We start from the raw sequence: 17,286 nt of genomic DNA, 5'->3' as shown, positions 1-17,286 counted from the left end.
TATAAAGAGAATAACATCTATTTTGTATTTAGATTTCAGGAAAATGTTCCATGCAGTATTGCTCTGCTGACGTTTGTTCTTCTTCGTCCCATTCAACGTCAAATGGACTTTCCGTTGCCAATTCATAAAATTGGTACGTTAGCATCTTTCGCTGGCCATCCTTCGCAGAATATAGCATACGTAAGCCAGTACCCTCTTCATTGAACAGTTCATCTTCTTCATCGAACTTCACTGTCAATAGGAATTCAAAGCGCTGACCATCGATAATACCTGTCGGATCTACCAGTTCTTGTGCTTTATGATTTATTATTTGCATTCAATTTCTCCTTCTTCCCGCTCACTTAGAGTTTACTCTCTCTATCCTACATCATTTCATAAGATTGTGGCAATTTATGAACGTCATTACCGCTAAATTGTTTGCTTTTTTTTACTCGTTGCTAGAAAATGAAGGGATAGGCACATTACATACGAACTAGGAGGAGTACGATGCTTACTTTTGAAGATTATGAGTATACTCGCCCGGACATCGAAAAACTAAAAATAGAGTTTCAGAATGCACTTGACCAGTTTAAGCAGGCAAATTCATTCGAAGAGCAGGCTAAAATTATTGAGCATATAAACATGTTGACAAGTGATTACAGTACAGCGGAAAACATTATGTATATCCGTTCTTCCATTGATACGAATGATACCTTCTACCAAGATGAACGGGATTATTTTGATGAGATCGGACCTCAATTCCAGGCTTTGCAAAGCAATTATTACCAAGCTGTCATCACTACACCTTTCCGAGCACAATTGGAAGACAGATGGGGATCTCAGCTATTTAAGCTTGCGGAGAATGCCGTCCAATCGTATTCAGATGAAGTCTTGCCACTTTTACAGCAAGAAAATAAACTAATTTCCGAGTACGCACATCTCGTCGCTTCAGCACAAATCGAGTTCCAAGGCGAAATGCTGACTTTGGCACAACTTGGACCATTTAAAGAGTCACTCGAACGTTCCGTTAGAAAAGATGCTATGAATGCCACTGCCGATTTTTTCGCCTCACATGAAGATGATTTCGATAGGATTTTTGATCGTCTCGTGGCAGTACGTCATGAAATCGCTACAACACTCGGATTTAAAAGCTTTACAGAACTGGGATACATACGTATGGACCGGATCGGCTATGATGCACATATGATGGAAAACTTCCGTAATCAGATTCGAACACATGTAGTGCCTTTAGCTGAGAAGATTCGAGGTATGCAAAGTCGAAAAATAGGCATCTCGCAAATGAAGTTTTATGATGAACCATTGCATTACGCAGAGGGAAACCCTCAACCAAAAGGTTCCCCTGAATGGATTTTGGAAAATGGACAAAAAATGTATCAGGAGTTATCGCGTGAGACCGGACGCTTTTTTGATTATATGAAGCGTAAAAACTTATTGGATTTGGTAGCGAAAAAAGGCAAGGAAGCTGGCGGCTATTGTACATTTATAGATAATTACGATTCACCGTTTATTTTCTCAAATTTCAATGGAACCTCAAGTGATATTGATGTTTTGACGCATGAAGCAGGCCATGCGTTCCAAGTATATTCTAGTCGTTCAATTGGAATCCCCGAATATATTTGGCCAACGACTGAAGCAGCAGAAATCCATTCTATGAGTATGGAGTTCTTCACTTGGTTCTGGATGGATCGATTTTTTGGTAGCGATGCAGAACGTTATCGCTATGCACACTTACTTGAAAGTGTATTGTTTTTACCTTATGGAGTGGCGGTGGACGAGTTTCAGCAACGCATCTATGACCAGCCTGAAATGTCTCCAAGTGAACGTAAAGCCGTATGGAAAGAACTTGAGAACATCTATTTACCTAATCGGGATTATGATGGACATCCCTATTTGGAACAAGGCGGTTTTTGGCAGAGACAAGGTCATATCTATGAAGTGCCGTTTTATTATATTGATTATGCCTTGGCGCAAATCTGTGCTCTCCAATTTTGGCAACGCTCATTAAATGACTTTGACGATGCATGGACAGATTATTTGGCCCTGTGTCAATTGGGCGGAAGTAAATCATTCCTGGAGCTCGTTGCAACGGCCCACTTGAGCTCGCCATTCGAAGATGGGACTGTAGAGTCGATCATGGATTTCATCAGTGAATGGCTGGTTGATCATAAGATCTTTTGATTATATAAAATACAAAAAGGATGTTGCAGAATGTCATGTTGACGACTTTCTGCACATCCTTTTTATGATTCAACCGAGAGATATATAGAATATTGGTCTTTGCCCTATTTCTTTGAGACGTACAAGTCTAGATTGACTTTTTAATAAAGCGTATGAATCGTATCTTTATTTCCCGCTATTGCGATCCCAATACTTATAGATAAATGAATGTGGTCTTTTACGGATTCAAAGCTCGTTTTTCACTTTTCTTTATTTCCTTTTTGATTTTAAAAAAGCAAAAAGCCTTAATGGCCTTTTGCTTAATATCTCTCTACTATAAAGAGCAATCACATTAACCCTTTAGCATTGCCAGCCGAATCGACATCCATATTGAGTGCTGCCGGCTTTTTTGGTAAACCAGGCATAGTCATGATGTCACCTGTTAAACAAACTAAGAAGCCTGCCCCAAGTTTCGGTAAAATATTGCGGATTGTGATCGAAAAGTCTGTTGGACGTCCTAATTTTTTTGGATCATCGGAAAACGAGTACTGAGTCTTTGCCATACAGACCGGCAAGAGATCCCAGCCATTCTTTTTAATTTCAGCTAAATCTTTCTTAGCCTGATCGGTAAATAAAACGCCTGTGCCACCATATACTTTTTGAACAATCGCTGTGAGTTTTTCTTCTACTGATTGCTCTATTTCATAAATTGGAGCGAAATTATTTGGCTCTTCCAGCACTTGTAAGACTTCTTTCGCCAATGCTTCTCCACCTGCTCCACCGTCTTGCCATACATCAGTTAAAGCGACTTTTACATTATAATCCTGACACCACTTCTGGACTTTCTGCAATTCACTATCAGAGTCCCCCACAAAACGATTGAGCGCGACGACAGGTTGCACTCCGAACGATAGAATCGTTTCAATATGCTTTTCCAAATTGACTAAACCTTTTTCTACAGCTTGAGTATTCTCGACTTTTAACTCCTGCTTTTCTACTCCACCATGCATTTTGAGCGCGCGAATTGTTGTCACAAGAACGACTGCATCCGGCTGGAATTTACCGATGCGCGCTTTAATGTCCATAAACTTTTCTGCGCCTAAATCTGATCCAAATCCTGCTTCTGTGACGACATAGTCAGCCAGATTACGCGCTGTATTCGTTGCGATCAACGAGTTACAACCATGGGCAATATTTGCAAATGGTCCACCGTGAATGAAAGCTGGTGTGCCTTCAATCGTTTGGACAAGGTTTGGTTTGAATGCATCTTTAAGCAGAAGCGTCAACGCACCCTCTACGCCTAAATCACGCACGGTTACAGCGTCTTTTTCATACGTATAGCCAATCACAATATCGGACAAGCGTTCTTTCAGGTCTTGCAAACTAGTCGCCAGACAGAATACGGCCATGATTTCGGATGCTACTGTAATATCAAAACTCTCTTCGCGTGGCACGCCTTGTGATGGACCACCCAGACCAATCGTCACATGACGAAGCGCACGGTCATTCATATCCATGACGCGTTTCCATGTAATACGGCGTGGATCGATGTTCAACACATTACCTTGATGCAAATGGTTATCGATCATAGCGCTCAACGCATTATTCACCGTTGTAATGGCATGAAGGTCTCCAGTGAAGTGCAGATTGATGTCTTCCATAGGCAGTACTTGGGAGAAGCCTCCGCCCGTTGCTCCACCTTTGACACCCATTACCGGTCCTAATGAAGGTTCACGTAATGCAACCATTGTTTTCTTACCTAAACGAGACAGTGCATCACCGAGACCAACTGTCACTGTCGATTTCCCTTCTCCTGCCGGTGTTGGACTAGTAGCAGTTACGAGTACGACTTTCGCTTGTGAAGTTTGTTTTGGAATGAGATCTACATTGATTTTCGCTTTGTATTTACCATATAGCTCTAACGCATCCAATGGAATTCCTGCTTTGTCTGCGATGTTTTCAATTGGTTGCATAGTTGCTTTTGAAGCGATTTCCAAATCTGTCAGTGTCTTTATTTCTTTCGTCACTACTTCCACTGCCTTTCTATACCGGTTATATTGTTATTTCGAAATGGCTAAAACGATTTTACCGAATTGTACACTGTCATCTAGCTTAGTAAATGCCTCAGTTGCTTTTTCAAGAGGAATCACTGAATCAATAACAGGATGGATTTGATGTTCTTCAACTAACGCTAACATATCCCGTAGTTCTTCACGACTTCCCATCGTAGTACCTAGCAACGAATACTGACCATAAAAGAATTCACGTAAGTTCAGTTCGACGATATCTTCTGTCGTTGCACCAAACACTACGATCCGTCCACCTTTTTTAAGAATTTTAAGAGAACGATTGAATGTTGCTCTTCCCACACTCTCAATTACAAGATCTACACGTTCATCTTTTAGTTCTGTTGGCCAATCGCTATTCGTATCAATCGCTATATCCGCACCAATTTTCAATGCGTACTTTCTTTTTTCTTCACTTCTTGAGGACACAATGACACGCGCTCCCATTTTCTTCGCAAATTGAATCATATAGGTCGCGACTCCACTTCCAGCTCCAGGAATAAAGACGGTTTGGCCTTCTTCTATACGGCCCCTAGTCACTAGTGCTCGATAACCTGTAAGCCCGGATAGAGCGATAACTGCGGATTCATTCCATGTAAGATGTGATGGCTTTTTCTCTAGCTGATCTGAGGATATGCAAATCTTCTCTGCAAACGTGCCATGATCCGGCATACCGAGAATATCAAATTCAGCTGGTGGCGCATCGCTTTCTTCGAACCATCGAAGTGATGGATTGATAATTACTTCGTCTCCAACATGCCAACCGGTTACACCTTCTCCAATTGATTCGATCGTGCCGGCGCCGTCTGAGCCTAATACTAAAGGTTCTTTAGCGTCCCCACGTCGTTTGGGTATAGCGGTGTCACGCCGATTGAGTCCTGCTGTTTTCAATGCGACAATGACTTCACCGTTTCCAGCTGAGGGATCGGCGATATCTGTATAGTGCAACTCACCATTTTCATGAACGAATGCTTTCAATCAACTCATCCTCCTTGGGTTTATCTACGATTCCATCATAACGCATTTCATTCTATTTTCCTACATTTCATTCTATTTGATTATTTGTTGTTTTGGAATATAGGCAGTGGCCGACAGGGTGTTGGGTAGGGATTTCCGTTCCGAGCGGATGCTTTCCTGCGGGCATGGCTTGAGCCTCCTCGCTTCGCTGTGGGGTCTCAAGACTCATGCTATTCCCGCGGCCTGTCTGCACTCCAATCCCTGCACAGTAAGTGATCTACATCTACTTATGCAGGATTAAATCGGAAGCTGGGGCGGCTCAGGATGAATCAAGCCCGTCAGGTGAGACAATCAGAAGAAGATTTCGACTTGGTTAGCTCACCGCACGGCCCACACGCGTCCCGAGATGGAGCTTCAATCCCTTCGTACTCTCCACTAACCCATTCGGCTAATCCTATTTAACTTTCACATTCTACTAATAAAAAACGATGCCCCTCGAAGTGTCATAACTTTAAGGGGCATCGTTTTATAGGGTGCGTCTTTTATATTTAGCGAGTTCGAGTAGTTCTAGTACATCTTTTTTAGGTAGACGGATGGCTAATTCCATCAGCTCTTTTTCAGCCGATCGACGTCCTTTTCCGCTGCGGTACTTCTCTTTATTCACTGCGTCGATTTCTGCATATAGCTCATCAATTTCTGTTGGCCATTTACCAGAGGATTCGACATTCATCGTTTCACGAAGACGATCATAGAGTGATTCTACTGTATTACCTGTCGCTTTGAAATACGGAGTAAATGTTACCTCACCCATAATCAACTCATCGGTAGAAACAGAAAAACGCTCTGAAATTTTAGCGATCCAAGCAGCGGACGGTGCGTTCTTACCACGCTCCCAATCTTTAATTCGGCTAGCTGATGTGCCGATTGCCGCGCCAAATGCCATCATCGATAGTCCTCGACGTTCTCTCAGTGCCTTTAAACGCAATCCAAAATCATCCTTACTCCATTCGTTCAACGAAATACCCCCTGTATGACCTGTATTGTATTAATATTATTATCAAAACAGTCTTTTTGTCAATTTATTTATTTATGAAATTTCTATTATAGTTAAATTTACGATGAAGTCAATGATACCGCTTAGTATCCACTTTTTTGACGTGCATAGTTCTCTTCATTTTTATCAATATATGCTTGAATAATCTGTTCTTCCGTAAATCCGAGCGTATTCGCCAGTGCTCCGTAATTCATCCAAATATTTTTATAATCTTCAAATGTTAATGAGTCCAAGAATGCATAAATAGATTGACCTGTTTGAATAAACTGTTGTGTCAGATTTTGATCTTTTGCATCACTTGCTGGCCAGTCTTCCAATCCGTCAAAACCTTTTTCGATTCCTAAAGATAATAAGAAATGTATAGAATCCACATACTCTTCTAAAATGACATCATCTGCTGAAGGTCCTTTTGTGCTCCAGAATTTAAAACAACGTGTTTCGTTCGCCAACTCGGAAAGTTCGACTACTAATGCCAAACCTCTTTCGGCAAATGTCTCATTCGTTTGATGATTTTTTTGTATATATGTATCGAGTGCTCTTTGCATTTCAAATAGTTGATGTAATTTCATTTGTATTCCCTCCACCATTTTGCTATTAAATGAAACCTTTTACCAGACTCAGCCGTATAGTACTGTACTATATCGTTTGCAGGAGCTGATTTCATGGTTGTATTGATCCGCATCTTCATTATAGCACTTGTTATATATTTATTTTATGCCGGGATTCGCTATTTGACAGATGCTAAGCGAAAGCTGGATGAAGCGTATGAAAAGGAACAGTATTATTTTTATGATGACGTTAAGAATATCCGTAAAAACTTTTTTATTACGTATAAAGGTGCGATGTTTGAAGGTGAGAAATATCTAGGCACCACGACTGATTCCTTTGATGTTGTTTCCATTTTCATTTGGGTGAAAAATGAAGCAAAGCTGCAAGGTATGACGAAAGAAGATTTTCATTTCCTTGAATCCGAAGTACGAACGAATTATCCTCATGCCGAGATCAATTGGAAGAATCCAATTGAACAATTAATGAAATCTTGATTAGACGGAAATAGCTCAGAAAAGCTATTTCCGTTTTTTATATCAAAATGTAACGGTAGTTGGTAATTTCACACCATATATAGCAAGTAGCAACACGATATCGATCATCATCAGAAGTAGAAATCCAATACGGAAATTGGTTTTTCTTGTTTTGTGATGAAAGAATTGCATGCCAACGTATGCCCCCACTCCGCCACCAAGCAAAGCCAGTAACCATAGGTTTCGTTCTGGTACACGTTGTCTTTTCTTTTTAGCTTGTCTTTTATCATATCCCATTGCCCCAAATGCCCAGAGTGACAGGATGACCATATAAATCAATAGAGTTTGTGCCATTTCAGCCATTCCTCCATACGAAAAAATCCACCTTCATTTCCATATAAGAATGAAAACGAAAGTGGATTTTGGTTCATCTTATTTTGCTACAGATTTTTTTGCTGTTTCTGCAAGTTGTGCAAATGCTGGTGCATCTGTCACTGCAAGTTCTGCAAGCATCTTACGGTTAACATCGATGCCAGCTACTTTCAAGCCGTGCATTAATGTGCTGTATGAAATACCATTCACACGAGCAGCCGCGTTGATACGTGTAATCCATAGTCTACGGAAATCACGTTTTTTGTTACGACGGTCACGGTAAGCATAGTTATAAGATTTCATTACCTGTTGGTTTGCTACCTTATAAAGTCTATGTTTTGAACCAAAATAACCTTTTGCTAATTTCAATACTTTTTTATGACGCTTGCGCGTTACTGTTCCACCTTTTACGCGTGGCATAGTGCATTACCTCCTGCTTATCCTTTAAGTGTGTGTTCGGTCTTACTTCATGTTTGTTAGCATTTCACGAATACGCTTGTAATCGCCTGAAGAAACTAGTGAAGACTTACGTAAGTGACGCTTAGCCTTCGTAGATTTGTTAGCAAATAGGTGACTTGTGTAAGCACGGCCACGTTTTAATTTACCAGTTCCAGTTCTTTTGAAACGTTTCGCGGAACCGCGGTGAGTTTTCATTTTTGGCATGTTCTGTTCCTCCTAAATTGTTCGTGTTACTTTTTCTCGGCAAGTGGGGCAAGTATTAAGAACATGCTCCGACCTTCCATTTTTGGTTTAACTTCAACAGTTGCTACTTCTTTGCAAGATTCTGCAAAGCGATCAAGTACTCGTTGGCCAATTTCTTTGTGCGTAATCGCACGGCCGCGGAAACGAATCGAAGCTTTGACCTTATCCCCATTTTCAAGGAACTTGACTCCGTTACGAAGTTTCGTTTGGAAATCATGCTCATCAATTGTAGGGCTAAGTCGAACTTCTTTTACGTTGATGACCTTTTGATTCTTACGTACTTCACGCTCTTTCTTTTGCTGTTCGAACTTGAACTTTCCATGGTCCATAACACGAGCTACTGGGGGCTTCGCTTGTGGAGCAACAAGAACTAAGTCCAGGTTTGCTTGAGCAGCAATATCTAAAGCTTCATTACGTGTTTTGATACCGAGTTGTTCGCCGTTATGATCAATTAATCGCAGCTCACGTGCTCGGATACCATCATTTACGTACATGTCTTTGCTAATAGTAATCCACCTCCGAATATTGTCTCGTGAATACACATTTTGGTATATCGGAAATCCCGACTTCAAAGTCCCATAGGTCTATCCATTTTACAAAATAAAAAAAGTAGACAAATATGATTTGTCTACCCGCGTAAGTATACTATGCCAGTATGCATAGATATAAACTTATTGTGCTAACCTGGCAACAACTTCATTGCGTCGATCAGGTGAGAAGCGGGTAGCCTCTTCTTATACCACAAACTGTATTCAGTTAACCTTATTAATAATAACATCATTAGTATCAAATGTCAATAACTCTGCAGATCACATTGTCGGACATACAGGTTTTTTGAATTAATTCAACTTTTCAAGTATAGCGTACTATAGATAGAATTGCAACTGCTATTTTTAACATTTTAGAAAAGTAGAATGAAAAACGGCTTTACACCCACTTTGGCACTTGCGGATGGATATTGCAATGAACCAGACAGGAAGAACTCCTGGCTGACTCATCGCTACACTACCGCTTGTAAGACGCCTTCGTTTAGTAAGTCGGAAGTGTCCACCTGAAAAACAGATCAACGGTACCTACCTCTTTGGATCAGTCCTTCTTCACGTCTTCTTTGATTAATTCTAGGAACGCGTCAAATGACATACTCTCAGATTTTTGTTCACCGTATTTACGAACATTGACTTCGCCAGCTTCCACTTCACGATCTCCTAGTACAAGCATATACGGAACCTTTTGTACTTGTGCTTCACGAATCTTGTAACCGATCTTTTCGTCACGGCTGTCCACATCTACTCGGAACCCTGCCAATGTCAGTTTCTCTTTAACGTCTTGTGCATAGTCAAGGTGAACGTCAGGTGATACCGGGATGAGCTCTACTTGAATTGGCGCTAACCACGTAGGGAAAGCTCCTTTGTATTCTTCAATTAAGAAGGCAACAAAGCGTTCCATTGTAGAGACGACACCTCTGTGAATTACGACTGGACGATGTTGTTTGCCGTCTTCGCCGATATACGTAAGGTCGAAGCGCTCAGGTAATAAGAAGTCCAATTGTGCTGTGGAAAGTGTTTCTTCCATACCAATTGCAGTTTTTACTTGTACATCGAGCTTCGGACCGTAGAATGCTGCTTCGCCTTCTTCTTCAGTATACGGAAGCTCCATCTCATCCATTGCTTCTTTCAACATAGCTTGTGCACGTTCCCACATTTCATCGTCATCAAAATATTTTGTTGTATCTTCAGGATCGCGATACGACAGACGGAATGAATAATCTTTGATATTGAAGTCTTTATATACTTCAATGATTAACATGACTACGCGTTTAAACTCTTCTTTAATTTGATCTGGACGCACGAAGATATGCGCATCGTTCAATGTCATTCCGCGAACACGCTGAAGACCTGAAAGTGCTCCAGACATTTCATAACGGTGCATTGTGCCGAGTTCCGCCAAACGAAGTGGCAAGTTACGATACGAATGAATACCATTTTTATAAATCATCATATGGTGAGGACAGTTCATTGGACGTAAAACGAGATCTTCGTTATCCATGCTCATAATTGGGAACATGCTATCTTGGTAGTGATCCAAGTGACCTGAAGTTTTGTAGAGATCTAAACTTCCAAGTACGGGAGTATACACGTGCTGATAGCCTAGTCTTTCTTCTTTATCTACAATATAACGTTCCACTACGCGGCGAATTGTAGCACCTTTTGGCAACCATAATGGTAGACCTTGTCCAACTTTTTGTGAATTCGTAAAGAGATTCAATTCTTTACCGATTTTACGGTGATCACGCTCTTTCGCTTCTTCGAGCATACGCAAGTGGTCTTTCAGCTCGTCTTTTTTGAAGAAAGCTGTTCCGTAGATCCGCTGAAGCATTTTGTTATCAGAGTTCCCTCTCCAATAAGCTCCTGCAATACTTAATAATTTAAATTCTTTTAGTTTACCTGTGGACGGGACGTGAATGCCACGGCATAGATCAAAGAATTCGCCTTGTTCATAAATGGATACTTGTTGATCTTCAGGAATTGCTTCAAGAAGTTCCAACTTGTATTCATCATCAATTTCTTTAAAACGCTTTTCTGCTTCCGCACGAGATACATCGTGACGAATGATCGGCAAGTTTTCACCAATGATGCGTTTCATTTCTTTTTCTAATTCAGGTAAGTCTTCAGCTGTGATCGGTGTAGGTGAATCGATATCGTAATAGAAACCGTTTTCGATAGTAGGACCTATACCTAGTTTCGCATCCGGGAATTTACGTTTAACGGCTTGTGCCAAAAGGTGAGCCGTACTATGGCGCAGAATTTCCAATGCTTCATCTGATGTTGGAGTAATAATACTAATATCTCCATCTGTATGGATTGGGGATTTCAAATCAATTAGCTGATCTCCAATTTTTCCTGCCAATGCGCTTTTACGCAATCCAGGACTGATGGAGCCTGCAATTTCTTCTGTTGTGACGCCGTCCTCAAATTCTTTTACTGCACCATCTGGAAATGTTAAGTGAATATTTTCTGGCATGTGTATGACTCCCTTTCTTTTTTTGAACGCAAAAAAGCCCCATCCCTAAAGGGACGAGGCTTGAGCTCGTGGTTCCACCCTTCTTCCTTCCATTCGCAAATATGCGAAAAGACCGAAGCTTTCGATCGGCTAACGGGCCGCTACCGTCATCAGCTACTTACTTTCACTGATGCTGCTTGGAGGTGGTAAATTTATCTTCTGCCTACAAGGGTTTCAGCCATGCCCCTGTTCTCTGGAAAGGTGAAAAACAAATTATTGTCCTCTTCGATGCATTTTAACATTTTATGAATGTTGAACTGTGTAATAGTATAGAAAAGTCTGAGCGTAATTGCAAGTGTAATTTATTAATTCTTTCAACAAAGCCATTTTATAAAGAAAGATTAATCCCGCCAGTTCTCCCCACCAAGTTTAAATGGTTGGCTGACCATGCGGATTCTCTCCATAATTCGTGCCGCTTTAATAGGCTCTTTTTCCCCACGCTGACTCGTTGTAAGGTGATGTTCTAATTCATTATAATTAAAATTGGAGGTGAAGAATACAGGTAGCTTTTCCGCCATACGGTACTGCAAAATCGTGCCAAGCACTTCATCCCGAGTCCAAGTCGACATCGTTTCTGCTCCTATATCATCTAGCATCAAGACAGGAGCCCGCTTCACAAACTCCACCTTTTCGTCCAATGTTTGGTTTTGGATCGATTGCTTCATCTCACGTAGAAACTCTGGCACATACACTACTACAGTTTGGATACGTCTAGTTGCCAATTCATTCGCTAACGCACCTAAAATGAATGATTTTCCAATGCCGAAGTTACCAAATAAATAGAAGCCTCTTTCCGGAACCTTACCAGTAGACTCGATTTGATTTATGAAATCTTTAGCTGCTCGCATCACGATCACGCGACTATCTTCTGACAAGAAGTTCACGTCAGATAGACGCGCTTCCATTACTTCTTTAGGCATGTACATGCTGTTGACCATTTTCGAAATGTTTCTACGTTCATCTTCCAACTGCTTAGTAGGACAGACTATATAATCCACATCAATAAGGCGCTGTGCTATGACTAATTTCGGCTCAAAGCCTTTCATGACGTTAATACACCCATCGAGATTTGGACAGCGCTCACAAGCGTGGGAAGCCGTTGTGAATTCATATAATTTACCTAGACTGCGGTTGACCACATCTGTATTGACTTCATCGGAATGCTCGCTAATAAATTGTTGAACAGCCGGATCTTCCATAACTTCTGTTCGAAGCTCGTCGTATTTTTGGGCTAATGAAGGAGCATTCACTACCCGTTTCATCGCATCCCCTATTCGTTCCATATTATTTCACCTCTGGTTCTGAAATCCCCAATTCTTTCAATAACTTCTGGCGTTCTTCCTCTACATTGAAATGATTAGGTTTACTGGATTTCTCATTCTTTTTATCGCGCTTAGAAAACCATTCTGGAACTTTTTCTTCCCTTGTTGGCTTTCGATTTCTAGGCGTCGACTGCTTCCCTTCTTTGAGCCATTTCATATATTGATCATGTTCTTCTCTTGATAACTTCAAAGCCGTTTTAGCATCATTCACTTGTTTATTCGCCCAATGTGAAGCAATGCGTTCCACAAAGCTACTCGTGATTTTGCCATCATTACGTAGCATTACATATTGCAGCAAGACATTGACGACACCTACCGGGAATTTATGCAAATTGATTAATCGTTCAGCAAGCTGAATGTCTACAAGGAATGGTTCTTTCTTGCTCACTTTACGCAACATCTCTTTTGGCGGAGTATGTTCGAGATAAAACAGTAATTCTTCGTCACGACTCATATTCTCTTTAGGCACTTCGTCGACTATCGGTTGTGTAAACACCGACTGTAATTTAGGCGGTTGCTTGGACGTATTCATCTTATAAAATTCCGCAGCTGCCTTGCGAACTTTTTCTTCCGTCAGCTGATGATTTTCATCCATGGCAATCATCACGACTTTTTGCATATCGAGCGGACTGAGTGAATACAAGAAAGCCAGCATCGCAATCATTTCCTGAGAAATAGTCCGCAAAGAAGCTTTAGGGATCATTTGTTCGGAAAGACCGTTATAAAATAAATCAAAATTAAAATTTGCAACATAAAACGGTATGCCAGTAGGTTCACTCTTTCCTTGAAAATGCATTCCTGCAGTCAATTCCATCGCTTGATCGCCTCTCGCTGGTTTATAAACATCTAAAAATGTTCGGGATATATCTTGATACTCCTCTTTCGCAATAGGCTCCTCTAAAAATCGGCCGCGTAACTGACGATACGGCTGCTCTCCAATTTTACTGAATAAAAAGGTAGATAGGAGCGGATCATTGAAAAAAGATGGTGCATCGAGTGGCGGTAATAGTTCGTAAAGAAAAGACCGCTTATCTATTTCTTGCTTTTTCTTATACGTACGCAACAATCCAATAGCTTCCAATGAAATCCTCGCTTCAAAAATGGCTTGAAGTGGAAACGAAGACATGTTCATTAAATAGTAGTGGGTATGTTCTTGCGGTTCTCTGCTTTCCGCATCCGTCCAAAGGGTCATAAACAAACTGACCGCTTCAGGACCGATAAGTGGCTGATAAAATAACGTCAGCATTTGTCGGTCATACGCAGAGAAAGGATGTGCTAATTTCACTTTGAAGGAATCGACAGGCTGCAACTCTGTATAAAGCATTTTAACAATCGCCTCCCCTTCTAGATCAACATCTTACTCTTGTTCATCTTTCCTGTTTTGCAATTGTTGCAACTCGTCAATAAAGACCGTGATGTCTTTGTAGTGGCGGTAAACAGACGCAAATCGTACATACGCAACCTCGTCCACGTCCACTAATCGTTCCATCACCATTTCTCCTACTTGTTCTGAATCTATTTCGACATTTCCTGAGCTTCTTAGTTCTTTTTCGATAGAACTGACGATTTCTTTTAATTGCTCGATCGGAACCGCGCGTTTTTCACAAGCGCGAATTAATCCCCTCAGCAACTTTTCACTGCTGAACTCTTCCCGGGTCTTATCTTTCTTTACGACAACTAACGGAGAGTGCTCCACTTTTTCAAATGTCGTGAAACGATAACTACATTTTTCGCATTCACGTCTTCGTCGAATGGAACGGTTTTCTTCCGCAGGTCGTGAATCAATTACGCGTGTTCCGTGGTAGTGACAAGCTGGACATAACATAGTTAGTTCCTCCGCATATTCATTAGTACTTTTCATTATAACAGAAACTGTCCATACAACAACAAACGGACACAGAAAAGCACTCCATCCCGTAAGATGAAGTGCCGATTCATTCATTTATGAAGTGACTTTATCAGTTAGTGCAGTAGCGACTTTTTTCGCCAATTGCACAACACGTGCTGAATAACCCCACTCATTATCATACCATGCAAGCACTTTGATTTTACGATCGCCCATGACCATAGTAGAAAGTCCATCTAGTGTTGCGGATTCTGTAGTCGTATTGAAGTCAATCGATACAAGAGGTTCTGTAGTATAGCGAAGAATCCCTTTCATCGAGCCCTCTGCTGCTTTACGGAACGCGTTGTTCACTTCTTCAACCGTCACATCTTTTTCTACGTCCACTACCAAGTCCACAAGGGAAACATTTGGTGTCGGGATACGCAATGCCAAGCCGTGAATTTTCCCTTCAAGCTCAGGAAGTACAAGAGACAAAGCTTTTGCAGCACCTGTTGAAGTTGGGATAATGGATTCTCCGCAAGAACGCGCGCGGCGTAAATCTTTATGTGGGTTGTCCAAGTTCTTCTGATCATTCGTATATGCATGTACAGTTGTCATTAAGCCGTTTACAATACCGAATTCATCATTCAATACTTTTGCAACTGGTGCTAAACAGTTTGTTGTACAACTCGCATTGGAAATTACACTATGTTTGTTGACATCTAATTTCTCGTCATTCACTCCGATTACAACCGTTACGTCTTCATTTTTACCTGGAGCAGTTAAAATTACTTTCTTTGCGCCCGATTCCAAATGAAGTGCTGCTTTATCACGTGAGTTGAATACACCTGTTGATTCTATAACGATATCTACGCCAAGCTCTTGCCAAGGCAATTTCGATGGGTCACGTTCTGAAATTAGTTGTACACGTTTGCCGTCGACGATGATCGCATTTTCATCCGCAATGATTTCACCATCGAAAACTCCGTGTGTTGAGTCATATTTCAAGAGATGTGCAATCGTTTCAGCTGGATATGTCGCATTGACAGCAACTAGATTAACATCGTTTTCCTTGATAATCTGGCGGAATACCATCCGTCCAATACGGCCGAGTCCGTTAATTGCAATTTTTGTAGTCATTAAAGGGATCCTCCTGCATGTATGTTATACTTTATATCTTTAATCGTTCATTAGTATAACACAATTTATCATTATGCCAACACTATTACACATTAAATTTATAAATTATTTCCCCACACTGATTATCTCGGTACAGCTTGCCAGTTTTCAAGGATTGCATTCAACTGCTTTTCGGTTTCTTCCACTGTATCGTTATTATGAATAACCGCGTCTGCACCTTGTTCTTTGATGCTCATATCCAACTGGGATGTGATTCTGGCATCTGCTTCTGCTTCCGTCAATTCATTGCGAGCCATCAGTCTCTGTTTTTGAATTTGCTTCGTGACAGAAACAACGACAATCTTCTCCACATAGTCCTGAAGTTTACTTTCAAACAGTAAGGGGATGTCCATAATGACGGTTTGATAGCCTTGAGTTAAATAGTCTTCTTTCTGACTGACCATTCGCCCTCTGATAGCAGGATGCATCAATTCATTTAACTGTTGTCGTTTCACTTCATCACCAAAAATAAGTGCGCCAAGTTGTTCGCGATTCAGTGTACCATCTTCCCGTAACACCTCTTCACCGAATGTCTGTTGGATTTTTTTTAGCAATGGGCTGCCTGACTCAACTACTTCCCTCGCAATTACATCCGCATCAACAATAGGGTAACCTTTTTCACGCAACATATTCGCTACAGTACTTTTCCCGCTAGCAATACTTCCTGTCAATCCGATAATCACGCTCATCACTCCTTATTTTTGGCAAGCTGGACAATAGACAGACGTTCTGCCCGCAATCTGCTTACTTTTAGTCGGTGTGTCGCACGCTAAGCATGTTTTTTTCCCGTACATATGCAGTCGATCTTGCATCGTTCCCGCGTTGCCGTTAACAGAACGATAATCGGATATTGTACTGCCTCCTGCATCGATACTTTCTTGCAAAACGCGTACAATCTCTTCAAACAATAAAGTTTTGCGTTTTTTGCTGATTCGTTTCGCTGAACGACTCGGATGGATCTTCATATGAAACAGCGCTTCTGTAGCGTAAATATTGCCGCATCCCGAAATAACTTTCCCATCCATAATTACTTCTTTGATAGGTTTTCTTTTATACTTCGGAGTTTCTGCCATCGATAAAAAATGGTCCAGCGCTTCATCAGAAAAAGGTTCGGGTGCCATCTCTAACAAAGGAGGAAAATCTTCTTCCGTCTGTAGTAGACGCATTTCACCGAATCTTCGTATATCCGAGTAGACGAGTAATCCGCCATCTTCCATTTCCAAAAAGACATGTGCGTGTTTTCGGAACTTTTCTTCTGTAATTTCATCAGGAGAATTCACGACAAACCAAGCGCCCGTCATACCAAGGTGGCTGACGAGCAAATGTGGTTGGTTTTCTTTCACTAAATGAAAATAAATATATTTACTGCGACGCACAATTTTCTCGATTTGCATATTTTCCATGCCGTCAAGAAAGTCGTCCACAGATTTCCCTTTAATAATCGTTTCTTTTCCAGCTGTTTTAGAAATGACGACGGTATCCGATACAGAAAGTTGCTTCACCGTCCGCCCTTCCACGAGTGGTGCAAGATCTCGCACCACTCCTTCTACTTCCGGTAGTTCTGGCATGT

The 17,286-nt window shown here is 41.1% G+C and carries 18 protein-coding genes and 1 other annotated feature; of the genes, 2 read left to right on the top strand and 16 right to left on the bottom strand.

The window, feature by feature from the left end:
- Positions 1-28: 28 nt before the first annotated feature.
- The gene (locus H605_RS0103455; RefSeq protein WP_029052917.1) at positions 29-316 is read right to left on the bottom strand and encodes a DUF6509 family protein; all 288 of its coding nucleotides are present in this window, start codon (positions 314-316) and stop codon (positions 29-31) included.
- A gap of 170 nt (positions 317-486) precedes the next feature.
- Here H605_RS0103455 and H605_RS0103450 point away from each other — a divergent pair, with 170 nt between their 5' ends.
- Complete coding sequence (locus H605_RS0103450; RefSeq protein ID WP_029052916.1) at positions 487-2,178, top strand: M3 family oligoendopeptidase; 1,692 nt, start codon at positions 487-489, stop codon at positions 2,176-2,178.
- Positions 2,179-2,504: 326 nt separating this feature from the next.
- On the opposite strand, the gene H605_RS0103445 is transcribed toward H605_RS0103450, so the two are convergent.
- The 4 genes from H605_RS0103445 to H605_RS0103425 all read right to left on the bottom strand — a co-directional run bounded on the left by H605_RS0103445 (position 2,505) and on the right by H605_RS0103425 (position 6,803).
- Entirely contained in the window at positions 2,505-4,184 is a 1,680-nt protein-coding gene (locus H605_RS0103445) for a formate--tetrahydrofolate ligase (RefSeq protein WP_029052915.1), read from the bottom strand.
- A 33-nt stretch (positions 4,185-4,217) separates the two neighbouring features.
- Positions 4,218-5,201, bottom strand: coding sequence for a zinc-binding dehydrogenase (locus H605_RS0103440; protein ID WP_029052914.1), 984 nt, complete (start codon positions 5,199-5,201; stop codon positions 4,218-4,220).
- A 505-nt stretch (positions 5,202-5,706) separates the two neighbouring features.
- Positions 5,707-6,195, bottom strand: coding sequence for a helix-turn-helix domain-containing protein (locus tag H605_RS18335; protein WP_051210452.1), 489 nt, complete (start codon positions 6,193-6,195; stop codon positions 5,707-5,709).
- Between the two features lie 122 nt (positions 6,196-6,317).
- Positions 6,318-6,803 carry a dUTP diphosphatase gene (locus H605_RS0103425; protein WP_029052913.1) on the bottom strand — a complete coding sequence of 162 codons (486 nt, stop codon included), beginning with the start codon at positions 6,801-6,803 and terminating at the stop codon, positions 6,318-6,320.
- 93 nt (positions 6,804-6,896) lie between these two features.
- On the opposite strand from H605_RS0103425, the gene H605_RS0103420 reads away from it, so the two are divergent.
- The gene (locus H605_RS0103420) at positions 6,897-7,277 is read left to right on the top strand and encodes a hypothetical protein (protein ID WP_029052912.1); all 381 of its coding nucleotides are present in this window, start codon (positions 6,897-6,899) and stop codon (positions 7,275-7,277) included.
- 42 nt (positions 7,278-7,319) lie between these two features.
- Here H605_RS0103420 and H605_RS0103415 read toward each other — a convergent pair whose 3' ends face one another.
- The 11 genes from H605_RS0103415 to mutM all read right to left on the bottom strand — a co-directional run bounded on the left by H605_RS0103415 (position 7,320) and on the right by mutM (position 17,284).
- The gene (locus H605_RS0103415) at positions 7,320-7,619 is read right to left on the bottom strand and encodes a DUF1294 domain-containing protein (protein ID WP_420804846.1); all 300 of its coding nucleotides are present in this window, start codon (positions 7,617-7,619) and stop codon (positions 7,320-7,322) included.
- 69 nt (positions 7,620-7,688) lie between these two features.
- Positions 7,689-8,048, bottom strand: coding sequence for a 50S ribosomal protein L20 (gene rplT, locus H605_RS0103410; RefSeq protein WP_029052910.1), 360 nt, complete (start codon positions 8,046-8,048; stop codon positions 7,689-7,691).
- 42 nt (positions 8,049-8,090) lie between these two features.
- Positions 8,091-8,291: a 50S ribosomal protein L35 gene (rpmI, locus tag H605_RS0103405; RefSeq protein ID WP_029052909.1), complete on the bottom strand. Its 201-nt coding sequence runs from the start codon at positions 8,289-8,291 to the stop codon at positions 8,091-8,093.
- Between the two features lie 26 nt (positions 8,292-8,317).
- Positions 8,318-8,824 carry a translation initiation factor IF-3 gene (infC, locus tag H605_RS0103400; RefSeq protein ID WP_029052908.1) on the bottom strand — a complete coding sequence of 169 codons (507 nt, stop codon included), beginning with the start codon at positions 8,822-8,824 and terminating at the stop codon, positions 8,318-8,320.
- A gap of 592 nt (positions 8,825-9,416) precedes the next feature.
- Positions 9,417-11,351 carry a threonine--tRNA ligase gene (gene thrS / locus H605_RS0103395; protein WP_029052907.1) on the bottom strand — a complete coding sequence of 645 codons (1,935 nt, stop codon included), beginning with the start codon at positions 11,349-11,351 and terminating at the stop codon, positions 9,417-9,419.
- A gap of 46 nt (positions 11,352-11,397) precedes the next feature.
- Positions 11,398-11,628, bottom strand: a binding site (T-box leader).
- A gap of 103 nt (positions 11,629-11,731) precedes the next feature.
- Entirely contained in the window at positions 11,732-12,673 is a 942-nt protein-coding gene (gene dnaI, locus H605_RS0103390; protein ID WP_029052906.1) for a primosomal protein DnaI, read from the bottom strand.
- Position 12,674: 1 nt separating this feature from the next.
- On the bottom strand, positions 12,675-14,036 hold the full coding sequence (locus tag H605_RS0103385; protein WP_037561521.1) for a replication initiation and membrane attachment family protein: 1,362 nt from the start codon (positions 14,034-14,036) through the stop codon (positions 12,675-12,677).
- A gap of 33 nt (positions 14,037-14,069) precedes the next feature.
- A complete protein-coding gene (nrdR, locus tag H605_RS0103380) occupies positions 14,070-14,537 on the bottom strand; it encodes a transcriptional regulator NrdR (protein ID WP_029052904.1) in 468 nt (155 codons plus the stop codon).
- A gap of 117 nt (positions 14,538-14,654) precedes the next feature.
- Positions 14,655-15,677 (bottom strand): glyceraldehyde-3-phosphate dehydrogenase, encoded by a 1,023-nt coding sequence (locus H605_RS0103375; RefSeq protein WP_029052903.1) that lies wholly within the window; start codon positions 15,675-15,677, stop codon positions 14,655-14,657.
- A 122-nt stretch (positions 15,678-15,799) separates the two neighbouring features.
- On the bottom strand, positions 15,800-16,399 hold the full coding sequence (gene coaE, locus H605_RS0103370) for a dephospho-CoA kinase (protein WP_029052902.1): 600 nt from the start codon (positions 16,397-16,399) through the stop codon (positions 15,800-15,802).
- Positions 16,400-16,411: 12 nt separating this feature from the next.
- Positions 16,412-17,284: a bifunctional DNA-formamidopyrimidine glycosylase/DNA-(apurinic or apyrimidinic site) lyase gene (gene mutM, locus H605_RS0103365; RefSeq protein WP_029052901.1), complete on the bottom strand. Its 873-nt coding sequence runs from the start codon at positions 17,282-17,284 to the stop codon at positions 16,412-16,414.
- Positions 17,285-17,286: the final 2 nt, after the last annotated feature.

The sequence above is a fragment of the Sporosarcina ureae DSM 2281 genome (assembly GCF_000425545.1).
GTDB lineage: Bacteria > Bacillota > Bacilli > Bacillales_A > Planococcaceae > Sporosarcina > Sporosarcina ureae.
The sequence above is the reverse complement of the archived record's forward strand: the minus strand, read 5'-3'. Positions and strand labels throughout refer to the sequence as shown.